This window comes from Asaia astilbis JCM 15831, from assembly GCF_000613845.1.
Classification (GTDB): domain Bacteria; phylum Pseudomonadota; class Alphaproteobacteria; order Acetobacterales; family Acetobacteraceae; genus Asaia; species Asaia astilbis.
The window spans coordinates 53,361-76,712 of the sequence record NZ_BAJT01000014.1; the positions used below are offsets into that span (position 1 = coordinate 53,361).

15 protein-coding genes and 2 pseudogenes are annotated in these 23,352 nt (G+C 57.2%); 11 read left to right on the top strand and 6 right to left on the bottom strand.

Annotated features, from left to right (window positions below; genetic code table 11):
* Window positions 1–96: 96 nt before the first annotated feature.
* From JCM15831_RS11260 to JCM15831_RS11275, 4 genes are read right to left on the bottom strand one after another with little or no spacing between them, the layout of a single operon-like run.
* Window positions 97–1,656 (bottom strand): PepSY-associated TM helix domain-containing protein, encoded by a 1,560-nt coding sequence (locus tag JCM15831_RS11260; RefSeq protein WP_025824346.1) that lies wholly within the window; start codon window positions 1,654–1,656, stop codon window positions 97–99.
* Window positions 1,653–1,961: a hypothetical protein gene (locus JCM15831_RS21555; protein WP_025824347.1), complete on the bottom strand. Its 309-nt coding sequence runs from the start codon at window positions 1,959–1,961 to the stop codon at window positions 1,653–1,655. Before JCM15831_RS21555 ends, JCM15831_RS11260 begins: the two co-directional genes overlap by 4 nt.
* A complete protein-coding gene (locus tag JCM15831_RS11270; protein ID WP_025824348.1) occupies window positions 1,958–2,236 on the bottom strand; it encodes a hypothetical protein in 279 nt (92 codons plus the stop codon). Before JCM15831_RS11270 ends, JCM15831_RS21555 begins: the two co-directional genes overlap by 4 nt.
* Window positions 2,236–4,518 (bottom strand): TonB-dependent siderophore receptor, encoded by a 2,283-nt coding sequence (locus JCM15831_RS11275; RefSeq protein WP_035774360.1) that lies wholly within the window; start codon window positions 4,516–4,518, stop codon window positions 2,236–2,238. Before JCM15831_RS11275 ends, JCM15831_RS11270 begins: the two co-directional genes overlap by 1 nt.
* Before the next feature lie 257 nt (window positions 4,519–4,775).
* Here JCM15831_RS11275 and JCM15831_RS11280 point away from each other — a divergent pair, with 257 nt between their 5' ends.
* The gene (locus JCM15831_RS11280; RefSeq protein WP_025824350.1) at window positions 4,776–5,525 is read left to right on the top strand and encodes a GNAT family N-acetyltransferase; all 750 of its coding nucleotides are present in this window, start codon (window positions 4,776–4,778) and stop codon (window positions 5,523–5,525) included.
* A 24-nt stretch (window positions 5,526–5,549) separates the two neighbouring features.
* Here JCM15831_RS11280 and JCM15831_RS11285 read toward each other — a convergent pair whose 3' ends face one another.
* Together JCM15831_RS11285 and JCM15831_RS11295 are read right to left on the bottom strand one after the other, a co-directional pair.
* Window positions 5,550–6,350, bottom strand: coding sequence for an N-acetylmuramoyl-L-alanine amidase-like domain-containing protein (locus JCM15831_RS11285; protein WP_025824351.1), 801 nt, complete (start codon window positions 6,348–6,350; stop codon window positions 5,550–5,552).
* A 2,763-nt stretch (window positions 6,351–9,113) separates the two neighbouring features.
* Window positions 9,114–9,728, bottom strand: a complete 615-nt coding sequence (locus tag JCM15831_RS11295; RefSeq protein ID WP_025824353.1) for an NUDIX domain-containing protein — start codon at window positions 9,726–9,728, stop codon at window positions 9,114–9,116.
* Window positions 9,729–9,901: 173 nt separating this feature from the next.
* Between JCM15831_RS11295 and JCM15831_RS18545 the strand changes: the two are divergent.
* The 10 genes and pseudogenes from JCM15831_RS18545 (at window position 9,902) to JCM15831_RS20355 (ending at window position 23,309) form a co-directional block, all read left to right on the top strand.
* Window positions 9,902–10,863 (top strand): annotated as a pseudogene (locus JCM15831_RS18545) (bile acid:sodium symporter family protein).
* Between the two features lie 162 nt (window positions 10,864–11,025).
* Window positions 11,026–12,201: a mechanosensitive ion channel family protein gene (locus tag JCM15831_RS11305; protein WP_084490671.1), complete on the top strand. Its 1,176-nt coding sequence runs from the start codon at window positions 11,026–11,028 to the stop codon at window positions 12,199–12,201.
* Window positions 12,202–12,565: 364 nt separating this feature from the next.
* A complete protein-coding gene (locus JCM15831_RS18550; protein ID WP_373277644.1) occupies window positions 12,566–13,690 on the top strand; it encodes a metallophosphoesterase family protein in 1,125 nt (374 codons plus the stop codon).
* Window positions 13,687–16,533, top strand: coding sequence for an AAA family ATPase (locus JCM15831_RS11320; protein WP_025824355.1), 2,847 nt, complete (start codon window positions 13,687–13,689; stop codon window positions 16,531–16,533). The genes JCM15831_RS18550 and JCM15831_RS11320 overlap by 4 nt, the downstream gene beginning before the upstream one ends.
* A complete protein-coding gene (locus JCM15831_RS11325; protein ID WP_025824356.1) occupies window positions 16,530–17,087 on the top strand; it encodes an ATP-binding protein in 558 nt (185 codons plus the stop codon). Before JCM15831_RS11320 ends, JCM15831_RS11325 begins: the two co-directional genes overlap by 4 nt.
* An 11-nt stretch (window positions 17,088–17,098) precedes the next feature.
* The gene (locus tag JCM15831_RS11330) at window positions 17,099–17,959 is read left to right on the top strand and encodes an SDR family NAD(P)-dependent oxidoreductase (protein ID WP_025824357.1); all 861 of its coding nucleotides are present in this window, start codon (window positions 17,099–17,101) and stop codon (window positions 17,957–17,959) included.
* A 66-nt stretch (window positions 17,960–18,025) separates the two neighbouring features.
* On the top strand, window positions 18,026–18,379 hold the full coding sequence (locus JCM15831_RS23385; protein WP_156938846.1) for an efflux RND transporter permease subunit: 354 nt from the start codon (window positions 18,026–18,028) through the stop codon (window positions 18,377–18,379).
* Window positions 18,303–21,333 (top strand): annotated as a pseudogene (locus JCM15831_RS18555) (efflux RND transporter permease subunit). The gene JCM15831_RS23385 and the pseudogene JCM15831_RS18555 overlap by 77 nt, the downstream one beginning before the upstream one ends.
* Before the next feature lie 9 nt (window positions 21,334–21,342).
* Window positions 21,343–22,581 (top strand): TolB family protein, encoded by a 1,239-nt coding sequence (locus JCM15831_RS20350; RefSeq protein WP_051528470.1) that lies wholly within the window; start codon window positions 21,343–21,345, stop codon window positions 22,579–22,581.
* On the top strand, window positions 22,578–23,309 hold the full coding sequence (locus JCM15831_RS20355; protein WP_051528471.1) for an alpha/beta hydrolase family protein: 732 nt from the start codon (window positions 22,578–22,580) through the stop codon (window positions 23,307–23,309). The genes JCM15831_RS20350 and JCM15831_RS20355 overlap by 4 nt, the downstream gene beginning before the upstream one ends.
* Window positions 23,310–23,352: the final 43 nt, after the last annotated feature.

Here is a 23,352-nt window from a genome sequence, read left to right on the forward strand (position 1 = left end):
GGCGGTGATCCTGCGTGCCCTCTCCCGCTCTGACGCTTCACAAAAAAGTTGATACCGGCTCAAAACGGCCACGCTCAGTCAAGATACGCGCGCAATTCATCGAGCCGTAGCTGAATGTGACATGTCCGCTTGGCGGGTCAAACTGAAAAGCCACAATGTCAAAACGAGCGCTATCGCGGCAACACTCCAATTCGTGACGTCTGACTGACCTCCTTTATAAAGCACGACGACTGCAAGCGCACCATGAACACATGTTGCCAGCCAAAGTGCCAACTTTGTGCCCCAAGGCGCTGCTAGCGCCACGAGCAACATCGCCCAGAAAACGCCGTGATAAAGAAACTGCGCCTGACTCCCGCCGAGCGTGAGGGGAGCAAGCAACGCCCCTCCCAATAAAGCTGCAATGCCTGTCATGCAGCCCAAACAGCATCCCGTCGTCAACCGCGACAGGAAAAGAGTGCCCCGTGTCTCTGTCTCAATCCCTGTCGCTTTTTCCTTTCGGCGTCGGACGGCAATCCAGAGCCTGTTACCCGTGTAGAAAAGAAACGCTCCGGCGAAGCCGAGCACAAGATAGGCCCAGCGTATGGGCGCACCGCCATAGCTCCCGAAATGCAGCGCGAAAAAGCTCGTCAGGGCACCAAAGCCCGCTGATTGATAACCCGGTAGATAATCGCGCCAGAGCAAACGACCCGTATAAGGATCCATTGCCGTGAAGCCGCTATTGGGGCCACGCATGACATGGGCCGGATCGTGTCCGGCGATGCGCAGCATGAGAGGGGCACCTGCGCGATGGCTATATTCAAGCGTATCAGGCGTAAACCCAGGTGCCTCGCGCCTCAGAATCGTGACAATTTCTGCGGGAGCCAGCACTCTGTTTTCTGAAGCAGAATGCATCGTCTGCTGGTGACTCCCCATTGCTCTCTCGTCGCGTCGGCCCCCATGAACCTCTCCCTGTTCATGGGATAGAAACTCCGCCTGCACCGTAAAAATGACGTCGTGAAAGGCAAAAACGACGGAAGTAAGCGCCATGACGATGTGGAAAGGCAAAGAACAGAAACCGAGAAGATTGTGCAGATCCAACCATTTGCGTCTGACACTGCCCTCAAGTCGGACCGCAAAAATCGCCCGTGCCAGAGCAGGTAGAAAAACCAATGTACCTGAGACAAGCGCCACCGCGTATCCAAGCACGATAAACCCCATGACGATCATCGCAATTTCATGCGGCAGGGGAAGCCCCATTTGCTGGTGAAGAACGTCGATCACCTGCGCAACGGAAGATGGCCTGTGCTGTGTCGTTATCACCGAACCTTGCGTGTCCAACGCTGCCATCACGACAGACTGGGAACCATGCCCGTGATGAGACGCCGTTAGAGGCCAGACCATGCGCGCAGGGTGATCCGGGTCAGGCGACACGACAATCGTATAAGCCTTGCGGCTTTCGGGATGAGCCGCGAAAACTTTTTCCATGAGCTCGGGCGTACGGTCGAGCGAAACAGCGGGCGGTAAAGTAACGTGCGGCGTCAGCCATATTTCGAGCGCGGGCTCGAACATGCTGATCGCGCCTGCATAAAAGGCGATGAACAGGAACAAACCCGCCACAACGCCCACCCAGCTATGGATCTCGCGATAGAGTTTCGCGATGTCGGCGCGCAGTTTCATGACCCCCCCGCAGCATTGAACCCGCTCATCAAGGTGTTGATGAGCCAGACAAGACAAGCGAGCCAACCGAAACAGAGCCAGGCGCCCAATCCCGTCCGAAACAAAAGGCAGACGTTGAGACACACAACCCAGACGAGAGCTGCCAGCCACATCAGCCATTGGGCTGACAGGGTCATCGGGTTGCCCGTGCTGCCACAAACATGCCCCAGAAGGACCATCACCCCCAGAGACAACGCGGCCCCGGGAATGAGACCGGCAAGCGTCTTGAGGGCCCACCCTTTATTGGTAAGAGGACTCTCTTTCATGATCGCCTCTTCTGGACGACGAGCGCGATCAAAACAGGGCTCAGACTGAGGACGAGCATCAACACGACACACGCCATGAACAATCCGACCAGAAGGCTTGTTGCAGTACATAAAGCCAGACAGGCGAAAACCGCCACGACGCTCGCGCTCAGCACACAGGGCCTGAGAGAGGCCCGATGCCGCAAAATCTGCTGCTGATGCGACGCCAGATAAAGCAGACCCGCTGCCCCCGAGATCAACACCGTCCCCAGCAGAATGAGCAGCGACGCAGCCATTACCAGCGATATTCCAGACGCATCGTCAGACTTCGACCCTGCCCGTAATAGCAGGCTGAGACGGCGGTGCAGGTCGCAACAAAGCGCTTATTGGCGATATTACGCATATTGAGCGAGAAAGAGAGACCGTCGTAACGCGGACGGGCTACGCCAAAATCATAGCGCAGGAACATGTCGTAAAGCGTGTAACCGGGGATGGAGAGCGTATTGGCCGTGTCCCCATAGGAATGGCCGGTGTACCGCACACCGCCGCCAAACCCGGCCCCCCGCATTGGCCCGTGAAGCAGACGCTGGTCGACAAAAAGCGAGGCCATCCATTTTGGAGCGGCGTTCATATAATTGCCGATCTGGGACAGGGTATTGGACTCGGTGATTTTCGCATCGCTGCGCGTGCCGGTGAAAATGACCGCCATATCCCAGGGCAAGGTCGCGCGCCCTTCCAGCTCGAGACCGCGTGCGCGCATCTCCCCTGTCTGCACGAGACAGGTGGTTGTCCCGCAAAGCACCCCGCTCGGTGCAGGCGTCGTCACATTGCGCTGCTTGATCTGATAGGCCCCGAACGTGACGTAAATGCTCTTGCCATATTGATAGCGTAAACCGGCTTCGTACTGATCGCCCGTCGTCGGCTTGAAGGGCTTGTTATCGAGAGCCGTCGACGGATCGGAAACCTGAGGCTGAAATGAGGTCGCGTAGCTGAAATAGGGTGCAAGACCGATTTTCGTCCGGTAGACAGCCCCGGCTCGCCAGGTAAAGCGATCATTATTGTTGAGATAGCGCTTCTGGGTCAGGATATTGAGCGTGTTGTCACGCGCCCAGTCCTGCCGTCCCCCGACAGTAATATAAAGATCGCGTATCCTGATCTGATCCTGAAAGTAGATGCCATTTTGCTGTGATTCTGTGGCACCATAAACCTGCGGTGCCAGTCCAGCGCTGTACCCTGTCGTCCCACGCGCTACCGGATCGAAGATATTGAGCATTGACAGAACCAGCGCCGAATTCACCAGATCGCGGGAGCTTTCCCAGTTGGTGTAGAAATAATCGGTTCCGAAAAGCAGTGTGTGCCGTGCGATGCCGGTCTTTGCCTTGACCTCAAGCTGGGTATCCGTTGCGACACCCTGTGAGCGTCCACGACCTTCGACCGCACGACGATTGACCGTCTCATACGGCACGCAGCCCTTTATGGCTGCTGTGCATTTGGTCAGTGTATCGCCAGAAAGCACGGTCGAGCGATAAAGATTATCGAGATAGGTGTATCGCGTATTATTGCGCAGCGTGAGAACGCGAGTAAAGCGATGCTCCAGAAAGGAGCCGGCCAGCGCCTGTGTCCGGTCGAAATTATTCCAGTCAGGCTCACCAATATTGGCGTCATTGGCAATGTACCGTCCCTTGGACGGTAGAAGCGTGCCCGTCATCGGCAGAAACTGAAAGGTCGAGCCTCCCGTGTCACGCTGGTATTGCGCGAGCAGGGTCCAGCTCGACCCGGGCGCATAGGCCCAGGTCAGACTGGGCGAAACGTAATAACGGCCACTTTTCACATCATTGACCTGCGTGCCGCCATAGCGCGCTACCGCAACGATACGTCCTCGCACAGTTCCGGATTTATTGAGCTTTCCCGACACGTCTCCCGACGCCTGTCCCTGCCAGTTGCCCAGCTTGGTATAGCCGATGGTTTGCAGGAAAAACTCGCCATGGCTCTCTTCGGTAGGGCGCTTGGTCGTCAGATTGACGATGCCTCCCGGTGCTGTCTGGCCATAAAGCGCACCGGACGGTCCCTTGAGCACCTCGATCTGCTGGAGCGCAAACGGGTCGAATGAAGTGCGCGTCCACTGCCCGCCTGACGGGAGACGTAGGCCATCGACGAAATTGTTATTCGACGAAAAGCCTCCTGCACCAAAGCCGCGCACCGAGATCTCATCGACGCGATTATCGATCCCTGATGGCTCGGCCTGAACACCTGCCGTGTACGACAGCGCATCAGCAATCGTAGGGGACGCCCGCAATTCGATTTCTTCTCGCGTGACGATCGAGATCGTCTGAGGGGAGTCGATAATTGGCGTTCGGGTTTTCGTTGTCGCACCAGCCTGCGACAATCCTGTTGCCGAAACGGTGATGACCTCATCGGCCTTGGTCCTGCGGGCTTTGTCTCGCCTGACCGCCGATTGTTTGTCGGAAGCCTGCTTCTGCCGAAGGACTGAATCCGGCTGGCTGTTTTCTGCCTGTGCTGCCGTGAAACTGGTCGCACCTGCCGCAGCAAGAGCAACGAAACCGATAATCCTGCGCATCGCCAAAATTTTTCACATCAGCTGTTTGAAACCCGCAAAAGCCCTTCTTGTAAATGCGAGTCATTGTCAACTGTCTCTGATCACAAGGTTAATTTTTGTCCTCATCATGGAACAATAGCGCCACAGTGCTCATGCCGAGAGAGGACTCAAACGCCCGACGCCGTTGGGGATGAGGTCATCAAAAATGAAGTTGATTTGGCCGCAACGTCAGAAGAAACGATAAACGTTCTTTCTGACGGGAGCGCAGAGGCAAAGCCATGGAAATAGTAATCGACGCTCTTCGCCGCTTTAATTGGTTCTACAGGCATCGCCTTGGCTTGCTTGATCAGCGCTCGCCCTCTCCTGACGCCGTCCTTCCTGAAGAAGACCAGAGTCTCCTCACTCAGACGGATCGAGATGTTCTTCCCGCTTACAGACAGGACCTCGAAGCACTGACCGCGCACGAAAAGCGCGACCTGGTGCAGTCTCTGGCACGAATAGAGCATCTCCTTGCGCCTCAAACTCCGGCCGATGTTCGTATTCGCCCGGCGCGTTCCGGTGAAGTGAGCCTTATCGCCGCACGTCAGTCAGCACTCTATGCAGAGAGCCATGGTTGGGGACACCCTCTGGAATGCCTCATCGCAGAAACCGCCGCACAGTTTCTGCGCAACTTCAAGCCTGACCGCGAGGCGTGCTGGGTCGCAGAGCTGGATGGCCTCATGGCAGGAGCGGTCTTCCTGACCGACGAAGGCTCGGGCACCGCACGTCTGCGCCTGCTTCACGTCGAGCCCTTTGCTCGCCGGCGCGGCGTGGGAGACAGGCTCGTGCAAACCTGCCTCTCCTTCGCGCGCGACCACGATTACGAGCGGGTCATTCTCTGGACCCATACTGTGCTCGAGACCGCACGCCGCCTCTACGCCCGCAATGGCTTCTCCTGTATCGCCACCGCTCCTCACGACCTCTTCGGCATGCCTCTTCAGGGGGAAGACTGGGAATGCCAGCTCCATCGCGATACGCACGTAGCCTGAGGCGGAACAAGGAGCCCGCTACTCTCAGCCCGCTTCGACCATACGCAGGACCAGAAAGCCGGGCTTGCCCTTGAGATAAGCGGCGAGCGGTGTATCGACGACCTTCATGTTTGCCTTGAGTGACGAGGCATTCCGAAAATAAAGGACACCATCTTTCCAGATCGCCAAGCCGGTGTGGGTCACATCCAGCCCAGCCAGCTTGGTATAAATACCGATCACATCACCTGTATGGATTTTCGCAGCAACATCGGCTGTCAGAAATTCAGGAGTAAGATAGGCAATATTGCGCGGCTGAGGAGCGAGGCCCTTGATATAGACATCGCCATCGGCGCGACGATTAAGCTCCTTGCGGACCACCTGCACGTGGGGTGACAGGGAGGACGTCACATCCCGCGCATTGACGGGCGCGTAAGCCACCCAATCGGTCAGGAAGTGACGCCGATCAAGATAGGCCACCTGACGATCATGATAACGGGTTTTTTCCAGCGCTGTGACGAATGTCGCCTTATCCGTCGACAGAGCGAGCGCCCTTGCCAGATCGACGAATGTGTAACAATCGACCCCGTCGAAACGCACAACGAGCTTTTCAGGCGTGTCAGGACCTCCGACAAGTGTGGAAGCGATGTAAGGCGTGCCAAGAAGTTGTGCGGATGCCAGATCGATCCGTTCCATGAAACCGTTGACCGGGGCCAGTCTCTGCTCGATCTGACCTACTCGCGCCTGATCCTCTGACGAAAACTGGATGTCGGCAGCCTGGGCGGAGAGTGGCAGGAAGATTACCGCGAAGGCTCCTAGAATACGGCTAGCGAGGTTAATATGGTTCACTTTTCATTCTCCTTTGACGCGCTTTATGAGCAGCCTCAAGGGCCAAAATCGGTTGTGTTTTCAACCGCTACACAGACCTCGTGGTGAGGCCCATCTGAGATCGACAAGCTCAGCCCGAAATCACTGTTCCAAAGTCTTCATACGATTCCCCATAATCACAAACATCCTGCCACTTCCGCCCGAAGCTACACAAAACATAATCAGGAATGGTCCACTAAAATCGAGAACTCCATCTTCCAAACCGCGATGCAATAACGATCGAACCCACTGTGAAATGTCTGGGCCGTATTCAGAGGGTGTGGTGCGTTTCAGACATGGTAACCAATATGGACGCCATAGCTGACGATCAGCGCACTGCTGCAATCCTGATAAATGTACGCATGTCTCTTAGGTTACATTGACAAAAAAGTTATCAGATCTGATTCACTTTGTGTCTGTTGAATAACGGGCAGAGCAAAGAGATATGGCAAGAACCGCACTGACGGATCGGGAAAGGAAGCCCGTTAGTCCGCCTCTGCCACTTAGGCCTAGCAAGACACGTATGACCGCTACGGTAAGTGGAGCTCGTTTTATGTCCGATTCCAGCTTTGATTCGAACAAAGTGTGTGGAATGCCCTGCTGCAAACACTGGCCGATCTGGGGTTAACTGATGACTGGCACCATATGATTGACAGCACCGTGGTCTGTGCCCATTCACAGACTACTGACGGTAAAGGGAGCTCATTCATAGGGCTTTGGTCAATCACGCGACGGTTTTGAGAGCGAAAACCATGCCCGAAGTGGCAATCAGGGACGCCTTTTCGTTTTTTTCCACACTGGTGGGCAAGAGTCGGGCCCAAGAGCCACAGGCTTTCTAAAGAAGCTACCGCTTCCAAACCCAAGAGGCATGCTGGCCGACCGGGGCTACGAAAGGTGATAGCGTTCGCCAAGATATTCTGATGCACAGGATACTGCTAATCACTCCCCCAGGCAGAAGGCCGCAGCTCTCCACAAAACACTGACTGACAGCGCCACAAGGATCGAAACCCGCAGGATCTCGCATTCCGATCAGGTGACTTCAGATATCATGCCTCACGTTTTTTAAAACGCATCTGACAGCAAGCTGCGATTGACTTCTCACTTGTGTCACTTGCAACATTGGCCAGACCAAGGGCAACTCAGCTATTCCGTCACGACATGAGAAACGTAGATCTCCGAATCGTCAGGCAAACAGAGCTGAAGTACTGCGCTTCTTCTATACACGGAAACCCTTAAATACACTCATCACGTAGATCAAGCAGAATTTCCGCCCATTTCAGCACTAAGACGAGCGATTCATACTACCAATCCACGGCCATAAAAATGATATGACAATAAAAATTTTATGTGGAACCATTTCACTATTTTAAGATACCATCAAACCGTGTACTTTCAAACACCTCACCAGTACCAATAAAATAGAGAGTCGAGAGAGAATTATTATGAATGACTGAAAACGCCTAAGCAAATAAATATATGCTAAAATATAGTTAAACCACCGAGAAATGATCAGAAAATGACAGAATACAAATCGAAAGTGTACTTTTTGGTTTTCCTTTTATGCTCCGCATTTGTAGGACTAATTTCATATCAATTCAATTTACTATGTCTGTCTCAGCATTACGATCGTTTTTCGCAAATGAGTCAAAGCATTTATGACGGCACTATATCGCTTCGTGTCTTTCAACAAAGAATACTTCCTTCCATCGTCGAGAAATCTATATCTCACGTTACAGGCGGGGACATCAATTATGCTACTATGATAAATCATAAGATGATGTTCATTCTAATATCAAGCGTGTTCTTTATATACTCAAGGGCATGCGCTAAATTTGATAATATTAGCTCAATGTTGTTAACTATATTATTCTCCATGGCCAACGTCTTCATAATTGACGCAGGGTTTTGGTTGTACTCCTTCGATTTGTATAATGAGTTCTTATTACTGTGCTTTTTTACGATTTTATTTTCTGATTTGAACCTGCCTGCGAAAACAGTTTCTATCACGGCGCTTATCATTCCCTGGATGTTTGTTTTCGAAGAGGTTATTTTTGTACCCATCCTCATTGCACTTTTGATAAACGCGAGAAGAATAAGGAATCTCGAGATAGTAAGCATGATCAAAGACTACAGAAACTATGCACTCGTTTTTCTGGCGTTCTTGATGATGATCGTAACGAATATTATGAGATCCTCGTTCGCAAAAATAGCAGACACTCCCCACCCCGACACGATACTTGGTCAATGGATAATGGTCCGACCAAATGCAAACACCATTCTCGATGAATTTCGCGCCTTTAGACACTTGGGACATACACTCAAAGATGGATTTTACTGGGATCAGGGAGGTGGAGTATTTTTAGTATTACTTTTTTTCTTTTTTGCCATCATTAAAAAATATAATTGCAAGTCGGATCGCGATATTGGCATGATTATACTCATAAGCTTCATCGCCTTAATTATATTCGTTTTTGCTCACCTTGAAGAACCAAATACAATGCTACCTCTTTCCGCATCTATATTTGTATTTTTCTTGAACAAACTGCCTCGACAACAAGAAACAAACCCATGTAATAGATCGTCAATATAAAATGGTTTGGTGGCGTCACGTTCCAACTGGCGAATTTGAAGCAAATGCGTCAGCGAGGTGAAGAAATTCCGAACAATCGATGCTTCTGAAGGAGCGTTAGCATATCTCGATACAGCTAACGCTCCTGCTCATGCTACCGCGCCAAATCGACCAGCTCACCCCGGAGCGAGCGAACAGAGCCCCTTGAGAGCCGCATGCTGAAGCAGGATGATCGTCTTCGCATCCTTGATGCGACCGTCATCGATCATGGTCATGGCTTGAAGGAAAGGAAGCTCAAGAACGGCGATTTCCTCCCCTTCCTGCACCAATCCGCCGCCGGCACCCGTCCGCATATCCTTTGTATAAGCGCCGACAAACAGGTGCAGCCGCTCACTCACGCTACCGGGGCTGGTATAGACCGTCATGATCTCGCGCACCGACTTGACTGAAACACCAGCTTCCTCTTCAGCTTCTCGCCGTATCGCGGCAGCCGGGTCTTCGCCATCCAGCAATCCGGCGCAGGCCTCGATCAGATCGCCTTCCCCTTCAGCCAGAAAGACGGGCAGACGCATCTGACCGGTCAGAATGACTGTATTATCCTGCGTATTATAAAGCAGGATCGCCGCGCCATCGCCGCGATCATAAACCTCACGCTTGAGAAGCTGGCGCGTTCCGTCCCGACGCAGGAACTCAAAGGTATAGCACCACAAAGTCCCCCAGAAATCGGAGAGTGTCTCACGCGCTTTCACCGCCACACGCGAAGCACCCTGCTCAGGGTTCGAATGGCTCATGATCTTCCTTCCAGACACACAAAACAGGCTCTGATGAGGGCCTCGTTTCCAAAGGCCGCTCCCCGTCGCGTCGATCTCCGCTCCCCACACTTGCCCATTTGGCCCAAGGCGCGCGCATCACGTTTGAGACAGCCTCTTGCCAAAGACCGCCCGGACAGTGGAAATCGTTCCCCATGCGTAAACTCGATCCTTTCCTCCTCAGCCTGATCGGCGCGATCCTTCTCGCCACGTTCCTGCCCTGTTACGGGCAGGGAGCCATGGTGCTGAGCTCGCTGACGACGCTTTGCATTGCGATCATGTTCTTTCTGCAAGGGGCGCGGCTGGAGCCGAAAGCGGTTCTGGAAAGTGTGCGCGACTGGCGTTTGCAGGGCAGCGTTCTGGGATGCACCTTTTTGATGTTCCCCCTGCTCGGCATCGCCTTGCATGCGCTGATGCCCGGGGTGCTCAAACCGGATATGTGGCGTGGCGTGCTGTTTCTGTGCTGTCTGCCCTCGACCGTGCAAAGCTCGATCGCCCTCACCTCGATCGCGCGCGGCAATGTGCCTGCCTCGATCTGCGCCGCGACACTCTCCAATCTGGCCGGTATTGTCGCAACGCCGATCCTCGTGACGCTGGTGATCCAGCGAGGCAATGTGTGGTCCGGGCAGGCGATCATCGATATTGCAACCCAGCTTCTCCTGCCTTCGGGCTCGGTCAGCTTCTGCATACCCGGATCGGAGACTGGGCAAAACGCAACAAGAAGCTGCTCTCTCTCAGCGATCGCGGGTCCATCGTGCTCGTTGTCTATACTGCCTTCAGCCACGCCGTGGTTGAAGGCATCTGGCATCGGGTCTCGCTGCCCGATCTGCTGATCACAGCCCTGTTCGATACGCTCCTTCTGGCACTCGTGCTCTTCCTGTCGCGTGGCATGGGTCGTCTTGCCGGATTCAACGAGGCCAGCAGCATCTCGCTGATGTTCTGCGGTTCCAAAAAATCGCTCGCGACGGGCGTTCCGATGGCCAATATCCTTTTCCCTGCTGCCACCGTCGGGACGATTGTTCTCCCGCTGATGATGTATCATCAGGTCCAGCTTTTCGTCTGCACACTGCTCGCACGACGCTTCGCCGCCCGGTCCGAACCGCACCCGGAGACCTGATCAGAGTTTTCTTACCGCTCTTTCATGGGAAACCCCGACCGGGTGAGCGGTTAAGGCCTGCATCGGGGCCGGGTTAAGGGATCATGCCAGAGCGCTATCCAGACGTCCCCAAAACGGATTACGTCAGGAGCGCCTGTGATCAAGCAAGACTATGTAAACTCCATGTCGAGACTTCTCGCGTGGTTCGACTGGCTGCCCCCCTCACTGGCGTCGACCCTGCTTCTCTGCGCTGCGGCCCTGATTGCTCTTCTTTTCAGCCGCCTGATTACTGAGGCGCTGCCTCGTCTGCCGGGTCTGAAGCGCATTGCCTCCATTCATGAGACGATCGCACGACTTCGAAATCACGTTCGCCTCCTGTTGATGATCGTTGCCGCCAGCGCAGCCTTGCCTGCCGCGACCGGTTTTGCCCCTTCGACGTCGGCGTTCCTCGGGCATTTCTTCGCTTTTGCGTTCATCATGACCATCGGTTTCGGTCTCATTAAGGCGTTTCGTTTCGGCACGGACAAATATCTCGAACGCATCGGCAATCGGGCCGGGGTGGATGACATCACGGTGCGGTCTCACAAGACCCAGATCCGCATTCTGCGTCGCCTCATCGAGATCACGGTCGGCGTCATCACTGTCGGCGCGGCGCTCATGGTGTTTGAATCGGTGCGGCAATACGGTGTGTCGCTCTTTGCCTCTGCCGGTGCGGCCTCTCTCGTCGTCGGTCTCTCGGCACGACCGGCCCTGTCGAACCTGATCGCTGGTATCCAGATCGCCATCACCCAGCCCATCCGGATGGAGGACATGCTGATCCTCAATGGGGACTGGGCCTTTGTCGAAGAAATCAACGCGACCTACGTTGTGCTGCGCACCTGGGACCGTCGACGTTACATCGTCCCCATCGCCTATTTCCTTGAAAACCCCTTCCAGAACTGGACGCACAGCTCACCCTCGCTCATCGGCTCGCTGTTCCTCTGGCTCGACTATCAGACACCGGTGGACGAAGTTCGCCGCATCTTCAACGAAGAGCTCGCCAAAGCGCCCAACTGGGACAAGGATATGAGCTCGGTGGGATGTCAGGTGGCCGACAGCAATGCCCAGGTCATCTCGATCCGCCTGATTGCAGGCGCGAAAGACGCGGGCGGCATGTGGAATCTCTGCTGCGATCTGCGTGAGCGTATGCTCAAGCGCCTGCGTGAAGAGCTGCCTCAGTCCCTGCCACGCGGTCGCACAGCGATCGTTCCCGGCACCCCGGAAGAGCCGGCTTGGCCCGACTCGCTCCTGTCACCCCCGATCAATCACCCGATGTCGGGAGGACAATATTCCGGCCCGGATATCCGTCCAAAAGCCTGACCCCCTCGTTCATCACGTCAGTCTCTCCTACCGGGCGTTGGAAATAAGCTTGTCCCCCTGAAGCTCCGACGCCCACCGCAGACCCGAATGGCGCTGAGGACACCTGCCCCAAGCGCCGTCGAACCCGGCGACTTCAGGCAGGATCGAGACCGAATTCACAGATCTCATGCCGCTGGAAATATCGGACGACGCGCCCTGCTGCGAAATGCGGTAGGATGAATGCCATGAGTTCTTTTCGCTTCCTGCACGCGGCCGATCTTCATCTCGATAGCCCCCTCAAAGGCTGACACGCCATGGTGATTTATCCATCGAGCGCATTCGCTCGGCGTCGCGCCAGGCGCTGGACAATCTGGTCAGGGTCGCCATCGATAATGAGGTCGCCTTCGTCGTGGTCGCGGGCGATCTCTATGACGGCAACTGGAAGACCATCAGCACAGGCCGCTATATGGCCACGGCTCTGGGGCGCCTTAAGGCCCACGGGATCGAGGTTTTTATCCTGCAGGGCAACCACGATGCAGCCTCGGTCCTGACCCGGGATCTCCCCCTTCAGGCCGGGATCGAGCGCTTTCCGTCCCAAAAACCCGGCAGCTTTCAGATCGACGAGCTCGGCGTCGCCCTGCATGGGCAAGCTTGCCACCGGCATGTCCCGCATGACATGACCCCGGCCTACCCGGCCCCGATCCCCGGATATTTCAATATCGGGGTGCTGCATACGTCGCTCTCCAGTCACGGTCAGCACGAGACCTATGCTCCCACCACCCCTGAGACCCTGCGTGCCAAGGGCTACGACTACTGGGCCCTCGGTCATGTGCATGAGCGCATGATTCTCCAGGAGGGCGCACCCATCGTGTTTCCCGGGGTTCTACAAGGACGCCATATTCGGGAGACCGGAGAGAAAGGCGTCATTCTGGTCTCGGTCACGGATCACCGGATCGAGACAATCACCCCCATTCCCTGCGACGTCGTGCGCTGGCATGAAGAACGCTTCGACTGCACAGGACTCGAGCTCGACTCCGCTTTTCAGGACCAGTTGGGGGCGACGTTTCGCAGCATCGCGGAGACTCATGAAGGGCATCTCTGCGTCACACGCCTGATCCTGTACGGCGAAACCGCATTGCATGAGCGCTTGCGCCGTCAGGGCCCCGCCCTGCGCGAGACTCTCCATCATCTTGCCGCCATGAGCGGGGGTGAAATCGAACTCGAAAAACTTGTTCTCGAAACGTCGCCACTCGCAGCCATTGCGACCCCTGCAATGTCTGAGGAAGAGCCTTTCGCCCTCGCGGGCCTTGTTCGCGATGCCGTAAAGGACGACACGCTTCTGAACGAGATCGGCAAGGATCTCGATCTCTGCCTCAAGACGCTCAATCTTGGAGACATCGCGCCGGACTCGCTTCTTGCGCGCATCGACCGACGCGACTGGGCCAGCTTTCTGCCCGAGCTTAGTGAGGCCCTGTGCGACAGGCTCACCGGCAAGGGAGATGCCTCATGAGGCTCGCCCGTCTCGATCTGATCCGTTACGGCAATTTTGCCGACCGGCGCTTTGATTTCTGCGCCGACCCAACCGATCTGCACGTGCTTCATGGGCCAAACGAGGCCGGAAAATCGACGACGCTTGGTGCCATCAGCGATCTGCTTTTCGGTTTTCCCAATCTCAAGGCACAGGATTGGCGCTTCGACGCGGCCCAGCTTCGCGTTGGCGCCTGTGTGGAGCAGGACGACACGCGGTTGGACATGGTCCGCAAGCGGGGACGCACACAGACCCTTCTGACGCCGGATGACGCCACCCCCCTTGATGAGAACATCCTGCTGCGCTGGCTGGGCGGCGTCGATCGCGCTGCGTTCGAACGGATGTGGAGCCTCGACCACCAGCGCCTGCGCGCAGGGGGCGACGCGATGGCGCAATTCGAAGGCGATCTCGGGCAGCAGCTTCTGGCTGCCGGATTTGGCCTTGAAAACGTGCAATCGGTTCTCGACGCTCTTGAGGCCGAAGCGGGCGCAATCTGGAAGAAAAACGGTCGAGGCACACGTCTGAACGAGCTGAAAAACCGTCTCGCCGAGGCCCGCAGTGCTCTGAGCAAAGCAGAGGGCACCCGCGCGCTCTGGACCGCCCTGAATGAGGAGACCCAGACCCTCGACGCGGAGCGTGACCGCATCGAGCAGGCTATCGGGACACTCTGGAGCGAGCGAACGCAACTCGAGCGGCTCAAAAGGCTCAGGCCCAGCCTCACTCAGCTCGAAACGCTGGCCAAAACGCTGAGCACCGATTCCGCGCCTCTTTTCTCCCTTCAGGAACATGAAGCGTTTGATACGCTACTGCGTGACTGGAACGACGCGCAGCAGAAGCGGGCTGAACTGATGCGTCACCATGACAGCCTGACCGCCTTGCGCGCAGGATGTCAGCCCGATCTCGCTCTTCTGGCACAAGCCGAAGAGGTTCTCGCCTTCAGGAAAAAATTCGAGGCACTCGGGCCCCTCCACGCCGATCAGAACGAAGAAGCTGGCCTTGCGCGTCTAGAAGCCGAGCTGAACGCCGCCGGCTATCATGGTAAGGCAGAGGACATTCTCACCGCTTTGCCGGAAGAACGCTTGCTGGAAACCCTGCGTCCCCTGGCGAAAACCCATGATGCGCTCACCCAACGTGAAGATTTGTGGCGCAAGGATATGGAGGCCGCCCAAGAACGGCTGACTCTCGCCGAAACGCGCCTTGGCTCGTCACGTAGTCTCCCGACGCGCCCGTTGCAGATCGCCCTTCAACAGGCTGAAGCTCTGGGTGATGTCGATGGCACAGTCGCAGCGCTTGAACAGAAATGCCACGAGCTTGCCCTGCGTGACGCGCAGGCTCGGCGCGATCTGCTTCCCTGGGAAGGAGATCCAGACTCCCTTGTCACCATGTCGCTGCCCGAAGCGGATTTTCTGGACCAGCAACGGATTTTCTGGCGTGACAGAGACAAGGCCATCACGTCTCTCGAAGAGGAGAGACAGACCCTCGAGCAGGAAAGCGAGCGCCACACGCTCGACAAGACCCAGCTTGAGGAACGCGATATCGTCTCGGAGGCGATGCTGGCTCAGGAACGCGCCCGACGCGACGCCCTGTTCGAACGCGCACTCACGGCGTCTCATGATCCTGAAGCGAGAGAAAACTACGTTCAGGCGAAAAACCAGGCGGATCACCTCGCCGACCGCCGTTTCGAGAACGCTGAAGACTCCGCAAGGCTGACACAGATCGATCAGGCTCTGAAACGCTGCCAGTTGAAGCTGGGTCATGTCGCCGAACGCCGAGCCGAGCTTGCAAAACTCCATGAAGAAGCCGACCGCCAGTGGCGCGCCGAACTGGAACTGCGCGCTCTCCCAGCCCTGCCCCCCGAGCGCCTCTCCGGCTGGCTGGAGCTTCGCAACAAGGCCCTCGACTCACAGGCCGCGCTGCACGCCTCGAGAGACGAACTCGACGCAACACGCGCGCGCCGCACGGCAAGCCTCGCTGCCCTGAGCGCGCTCGTCCCGGAGCTTGCGAACCTCAATCGTCTTTCCGACGCGCTTATCGCAGCACGGCTGCATCTGCGTGATCGTGAGAAGCACGCCGAACGTCTGGCCGAACGTGAACAGGAATGCGAACTGGCCAGACGGGGCCTCGACGCAGAAAAGCGCAAGGGAGGCGAGCTTACGACAGCGCGTAACACACTTACCGCTTACTGGTCTGAAGCGCTTCCCGGCGCACCGCTCTGGTCACTCCAGATGGTGGAAGACCGCGTCCAGCTTCGCGCCAAAGCCACGACCCTTCTGCACAAGAGAAAAACCCTGACCGCACGCACTGCCGAAATTGCGTCGCTCGAGGCCTCCTTTCGCCTCTTCATGACCCGCCTCGGCCGAGGGGATGCCCTCGCTCTGGCCTCTCCTGCCGAAGCAATGGCATCGCTGCATGATGCGCTCATCAAAGCGCATGGCGACAAGGAGCAGGCGGATCGTCAGGATGAACAGATCAGGGAAAGCGCTCTCGCCCGCGAGAAAGCGGACACCGAACTGACAGGGCTGCAGACTCGCCTTGCTCCTTTTGCTGAGCGTCTAGGCACAACCGAGATCGACGCCATGAGGCCCCATTTCTCCGAAGAAGCACGCCATTATCGCGATAGAGACGAGAAAAAGCGGCTCGAAACTCAGATCCTCGACCATTCTGACGGGCTGGATCTCGCGCAGTTACAGCAACAAGCCGAAGCGATCAGTCCAGCCCAGATCGAGACCCGGCTCGGCGCTCTCGAGAGCGAACAAAAGGAACTCGAACGGCAACGCAACGCTGCCTCCTGCGTGGCGGAGAGATCAAGGAATCCCTGCGCTTGATCGAAAAGGATGAAGCCGCGCTTGATGCAGCCCTCACCATCGAGACCTGCCGCACCGAAATGGCCAGTGCCGCCGAAGACTGGGCCTCGGCACGGATCCAGACGCTGATCCTGACTCATGTCGCCAGACGCCAGAGGCTGGAGAGCACCAATCCGCTCCTGAGTGCGGCAGAAGCGTATTTTACGTCTCTCACCTGTGGCCGCTACCGGAAACTCTTCATCTCTGAAGACAGCAAAACGCCCGAACTGGCAGCTCTCCTGCATGACGAGAAACACGACGAGAAAACGGTGCGCCCCTCCGCCATGAGCGAGGGCACGCGCGATCAGCTTTATCTCAGTCTGCGTCTGGCAGCGCTCGATCAGGCTCAATCACGTGGGGTCACGTTGCCCTTTATCGCAGACGATCTTTTCATCACCTTTGACGAGGCGCGTGCGGAAGCGGGTTTTGCCACCTTGTCCGCGCTCGCGCAGAAACGTCAGATCCTCTTCCTGACCCATCACGCTCATCTTGCCGACATGGCTGCACGATTTGGCGCGACGCGGCACGCTGTGTAACGTCCATTGTCATGACCTACGGGACAATCTTCATCACAGGAGCGGCATCCGGTATCGGACGCGCCCTTGCTATAGCTCTGGCTGCACCGGGATGCCGTCTCTATCTGGCGGATTCTCAGCAAACGGGACTCAATGTCACCGGGTCAGCCTGTGAGGAACTCGGCGCCGAGACGCATCTGACCTGCCTTGACGTCACGGACGAGCCCGCCATGACGGCATGGTGCGCACAGGCACCGAGCGAGACGGTCGATCTGCTTTTGGTCTGTGCAGGAATCACCGGCGGTGTCGCCGCCGTTCAGGAGGATGGCGCCGCTTTTGAGAGCCTCGACCAGATACGGCGCATCATGGCCGTCAATCTCGATGGGGCTTTGAATGCCATCCTTCCCATGATCGAGCGCATGCGGGCTCAACCCCTGAGAAAGACCGGCTATTTTCGGCAGCAACGGGGCCAGATTTGCGCCATCGCCTCTGTCGCAGGGCTGGTTTCCTATCCCGGCACCCCGTCCTATTCCGCCTCCAAATCAGCGCTCGATCGTTTTCTGGTTGCCAGTGGTGCCTATACGCGTCGGGCGGGGATCCATCTCTCAAGCGTCTGCTGCAGTTTTGTCGCCACACCAATGGTCGCGCAAAACCGCTTTCCCATGCCCGGTCTTACGAGCATCGAAAGCGCCGTTGCCCGCATTCTACGAGGTCTCGCACGTCGCAAGAGACGGATCATTTTTCCCTCCTGGCTCGTCCTCGGGTCCCGCTTCATGGATATCCTGCCAATCAGACTGGCCGAACTCTATTATACCCGCCAGCCAACGGGCCGGCCTGGATCAATGCCGCCGCTGCCTCAGAAGCATCGTTCAGCGGATCGATCCTCCCAATAACGAAAAGATAAAGACAAACGCACCTCAGACGACGTATTCCGACAAAAACTTTGCTATGAAGACGAAATGAATTTCTGTCGTCTCTTCATCATGCGCCCTGTGGCGACGATTCTGCTCGCCCTTTCGCTCTTTGTAGCGGGGGCTATCTGCTATCCGTTGATGCCCGTGGCGAGCCTGCCCGATATCGGATCATCGACAATCAATGTCGAAATCGAGCAGCCGGGTGCGAGCCCGGAACAGATGGTGAGCTCGGTGACAACACCGCTCGAGCGCTATCTCGGCCAGATCGCCGGGGGTGAAGCTGATCGAATCCGACAGCTCGAACAGCTTCGCCTATATCCGCATCGACTTTGTCGAATCCCGCAATATCGACGGGGCCTTGCGCGACGTTCAGGCGGCCTTGCGGGCGGCACGCGCTGATCTGCCTCAGGGCACGCTGGACCGCGATCCTTACGCCTATAAGGAAGACCCGACGTCCCAGCCGGTCTATCTGCTGTCTCTGACTTCCGATGTCATGACGCTGCCCAAGCTGTTCGATCTGGCGCAGATCCGGGTCAAACCGCTTCTCGCACAGATCAAGGGCGTGGGACATGTGCAGGCTGTGGGGTCTGCCGCGCCCGCCGTGCGCGTGGATGTGAACCCCTATGCGCTGTATAAATGGGGCATCGGATTTGAGGACGTCAGGCAGGCTCTGGCTTCGGCCAATGCCAACACCCCCAAGGGTTTTCTCGATTCAGGTGGCCAGCGCATGATGCTGGAGACGAATGATCAGGCGGAAAACGCCGCGCAATATCGCGATCTGATTATCGGCTATCGTAACAACCTCAACCCGATCAAGCTTTCCTCTGTCGCCGAGGTCAAAGACAGCGTTCAGGATCTGTATCAGGCGGGCTATTACAACAACAAACCTGCCATCACCCTGATCGTGCGTGGCCAGCCCAAGGCCAATACGGTCAAGATCGTCGATGCGGTAAAAGAGCGCATGACCATGCTCCGCGCGGTGCTGCCACCGGGCGTAGAGATGGGAACGGCCATCGATCTGTCATCGAGTATCCGCGCCTCGATGGACGATACACAGCTGACGCTTGGCATTTCGATCGTTCTGGTCATCGGCGTCATTCTCGTCTTTCTGCGCAGACTGCGCTCGACGATCATCCTGCCGTGACGGTCCCCATTGCGCTGGTCGGCACGCTCGCCGTGATGAAATGGGAGCATTTCACCCTCGATATCATGTCGCTGATGGCGCTTACCATTTCGGTCGGCTTCGTCGTGGACGATGCCATCGTGGTGCTGGAAAACATCGCCCGCCACATGGAAGCAGGCATGGACGCATGAGCGCAGCGCTCAAGGGATCGTCCGAGATCGGGTTTACCGTGCTGTCGATTACGGCCTCGCTGGTGGCCGTTTTCATCCCGCTCCTGTTCATCCCCGGTCAGATCGGCGCGATCTTCTACGAATTTTCGATGACCATCGTTTCGGCGTTGCTCATCTCGCTGGCGCTATCGCTCACCCTTACCCCCATGATGTGCGCCTATTGGCTCGATGTGGAACATGAGAAGCCGACAGGGCCGGGCTCGCGGGACCGCACCCTGCGCGCGATCGATTTCGTGCTCGATGGTCTCCTCGCGCTCTATTCCCGTACGCTGCGCTGGTCACTGCGCCATCACATCCTGACCGCGCTCACCCTGCCGCTCAGCTTTATCGTCCTTGTCGGCTCGATTGTGCTGATGCCCAAGACCGGTGTGCCGGGTCAGGATATTTCGTTGATCGGCGGGTCGGTCAGCGGTGACGACACGATGTCGTTTGCCGAGATCACCAAACGGATCAAGTATGTCGGAAAGGTCATGAAATCCGATCCGGATGTGCAATCCCTCACCAGCTGGAATAACAGCAGCAGCGACGGCCAGCTTTTCGCTAGATTGACCGACAAGCGTGAACGCACACGCACAGATCTCCAGATTGTCGAAAGCATCCGCAAAAAACTGGGCGATATGCCGGGCCTGCGCACCTCGTTCTTTTCGGCAGGTGATCCCAATGGCGGCGGCGGACAGCATCGCAGCGGGGCCTATCGCTACGTGCTGCGCGATCAGGACGCGACCGAGCTCAAACTTTGGGTTAAACGCCTCGCTGTCAAACTGCGCAAAAACCCGATGATGACCTCGGTCACAACCAATATCGAAGGCCATGGTGCCTCGGTGCATGTCAGGCTGCGACGCGACACGGAGGCCCGCTATCTAGTCACACCGCAGCTGATCGGGAATGTGCTTTACGACGCCTATGGCCAGACCGTCGCCTCGCGCATCCACACCGATATCACAACGCATTCTGTCGTGATGGAAGTGGCCCGCGCCTATCGTGAATCGCCCGAGCAATTGCGCAGCGCCTGGATTTCCACCGCATCGGGCACCCCGGCTGGTGCCGTGCGCTCCAACCAGATCCGGGTCAGGGCTGTCAGTGATGCCTCGGCGTCAACCTCCACCCAACTGAGCGAAGCGTCTCTCCGTAACGCCATCGCCAACCAGATCACCGGCAACAACTCCAACGGTTCCGCCGTTGCCTCCTCGGTCGAGACCATGATCCCGCTCATCAATGTGGCCGATCTGGTCATGGAGCCGACCCCTCTGGAAATCGAACACCAGCAGGGCATGACCTCGACCGCCATCAGCTTCGATCTGGCCGATGGCAAGACCTATGAAGACGCCCGCAAGCTGATCGAGCAGACCATGCTGGATATGGGTGCTCCCCCGGGTCTGACGGGAGAATTCTCCGGTCTTGCTGGTGAAACCAAGGACATGCTGATCAACGAGCTGCTCGCTTTCGTGGCGGCGTTGTTTGCCATGTATATCGTGCTTGGCGTGCTCTATGAGAGCCTGATCCATCCCTTCACAATTCTCTCCACTTTGCCTTCGGCAGGGATCGGCGCCATTCTTGGCCTGTGGATTGGCGGAGAGTCCTTCAGTCTGATTGCCATGATCGGGATGATCCTGCTCACCGGCATCGTGAAGAAGAACGCGATCCTGATGATCGATTTCGCGCTCTATGCCGAAAAGGAGCTGGGACACACCCCGCGCGAGGCGATCTACGAAGCCTGCCTGACGCGTTTCAGGCCAATCCTCATGACCACCCTGGCTGCAGCTCTCGGTGCAGTGCCGCTCATGGTCGGCCATGGCTACGGATCCGAGATGCGTCGTCCGCTGGGGATCGCCATCGTCGGCGGCATGCTCATCAGCCAGTTGCTCACGCTCTACACGACCCCCGTCGTCTATCTTTACATGGATGCCATCGGGCGCTTCGGCACGCGGCTGTGGCACCGCCTGATCCCGAAGCGCACCGCCCCGCGCAGCCATGCCGCCCCGCTGACCTCACAAAGCTGAAAGCCCGTCATGTCCTTTAAATCGATCGTTCCGGTCTTTCTGCTTGGCGCGACGCTGCTAACCCCCGCTCTTGCAGCCGAAACGCCCCTGCATCTGTTCAGCGCCCCGACGCTTTCTCCCGATGGTCGCCTGCTGGCAACACTCGATACGGTCGAGCACCCGGAGTCAGACGAGACGCCCGTCCCATCCCTCGTTCTGCGAACGCTGCCCGATGGCAAGGCCATCACGATCACGCTTCCCTGCAAGGCGTGTACGCCTTCCAGCCCGAGCTGGAGCCCGGACGGGAAGCATCTGGCCTTTCTCGTCAGGCAGAAGGACACCCAGAACCGTCAGATCCTGCGCGTTGGCAGCAATGGCAAAGGTCTGGAAACTCTGCTGAAATTCACGGGCTCGCTTCAGACCTTGCGCTACGGGCCGGATGGCAGCCTCGCCGTGCTCGCCATTGCAGGCGCACGACGCGATCCCGGTGCCTTGCAGGCCGGGGCACCGGAAACAGGCGAGATCGACGCAAAAGAAGACGAGCAGCGCATCGCCACAGTCGAGAAAAACGCGCTGCACTGGCAATCGCCAGAGGGGCTCTATGTCTATGAATATGACTGGCAGAAAAGCGATCATCCGGCCTTTATCGGCACGGCAGCCGAAGGCAATGGCGATGCGCATTGGTGGCAGGCCCATCTCTCGCACTTTGCCGACGGGCAGGAACGCGTTCTCTACACCCATGCCCTGTCACAGCAGATTGGTCTCCCTGTCGTCGCCCCCGATGGCAAAAGCGTCAGCTTTGTCGCTGGCTTGATGAGCGATTTCGGCTTTTTCGGAGGTGACGCCCTTCAGCTCGACCTGACCAGACAGGACGCCTCTCCCACCACCCTGACCCCCAACAGCAAAAGCACCGTCACCGGGCTGAGCTGGTGTAACAACCGTCTTATTGCCTCGGTGCTCTCAAGCCCCAAAACCGTCTTTCAGGCTCTCGACAACCAACCCCCTCTCACGATCAGTGATGACGATCTCCTGTCCGACGGAGGGGGCGAACCCCGCCTGATCTGTGCTGGCACTCAGAGCGTCGTCATCCGTCAGAACTTCACAAAGGCACCGGAACTCTGGGCGGGCCCTATCGGCAGCTGGAAGCAGATCACTCATCTGAATGCGGGTCTCTCCGTCCCGGCCAAAGCTCCAGCATCAGCTGGACCAGTGACGGATTTACCGTGCAGGGCTGGCATCTCTCGCCTCTCTCTCGTCCTGAATCCATGACGCGTGGGGGCAAAGTGCCCCTGATTACCACCGTTCATGGCGGCCCTTCTTCCGCCGTCACACCGCGCTTTTTGCGTGCAAGTGGCGACGCAGCCGTTTTCCTCAAGGCGGGCTATGATCTGTTCATGCCCAATCCGCGCGGCAGCTATGGTCAGGGCGAGGCCTTTACGATGGCCAACCGGCGTGACTTCGGCCATGGCGACCTGCGTGACGTTCATCGGGGAATCGACGCCCTCGAAAAAGCAGCTCCGATTGACGAAAACCGCCTTGCTCTGACCGGCTATTCCTATGGCGGCTACATGACCATGTGGGTCGTCACCCAGACCGACCGCTTCAAGGCGGCCGCGGCAGGCGGAGGTGTCTCCAACTGGCAATCCTATTACGGCCAGAACGGGATCGATGCCTGGCTGCCCCCGTTCTTCGGCGCGTCAGTCTATGACGATCCGGGTGTTTATGCGCAGTCGTCGCCCATTACCTTCATCAAGCAGGTCAAGACCCCGACTTTCGTCTATGTCGGCGCGAACGACGTCGAATGCCCTCCCCCTCAAAGCCTGGAATTCTATCACGCATTGCGCACACTCGGGGTGCCGACCAGCCTCGTGATCTATCCGGGCGAAGGCCACGGAATGAGAGGGCACGACCATGCACGCGATGCCCAGAGACGGATGCTGGCATGGTTCGACCGTTACCTGAATACCCCCTTTGTCCGCACCAGCCCGGCGAACTGAAAGCATCCTGAAACGTAGTTGTCCTAGAATTTTGGAGTCGAAA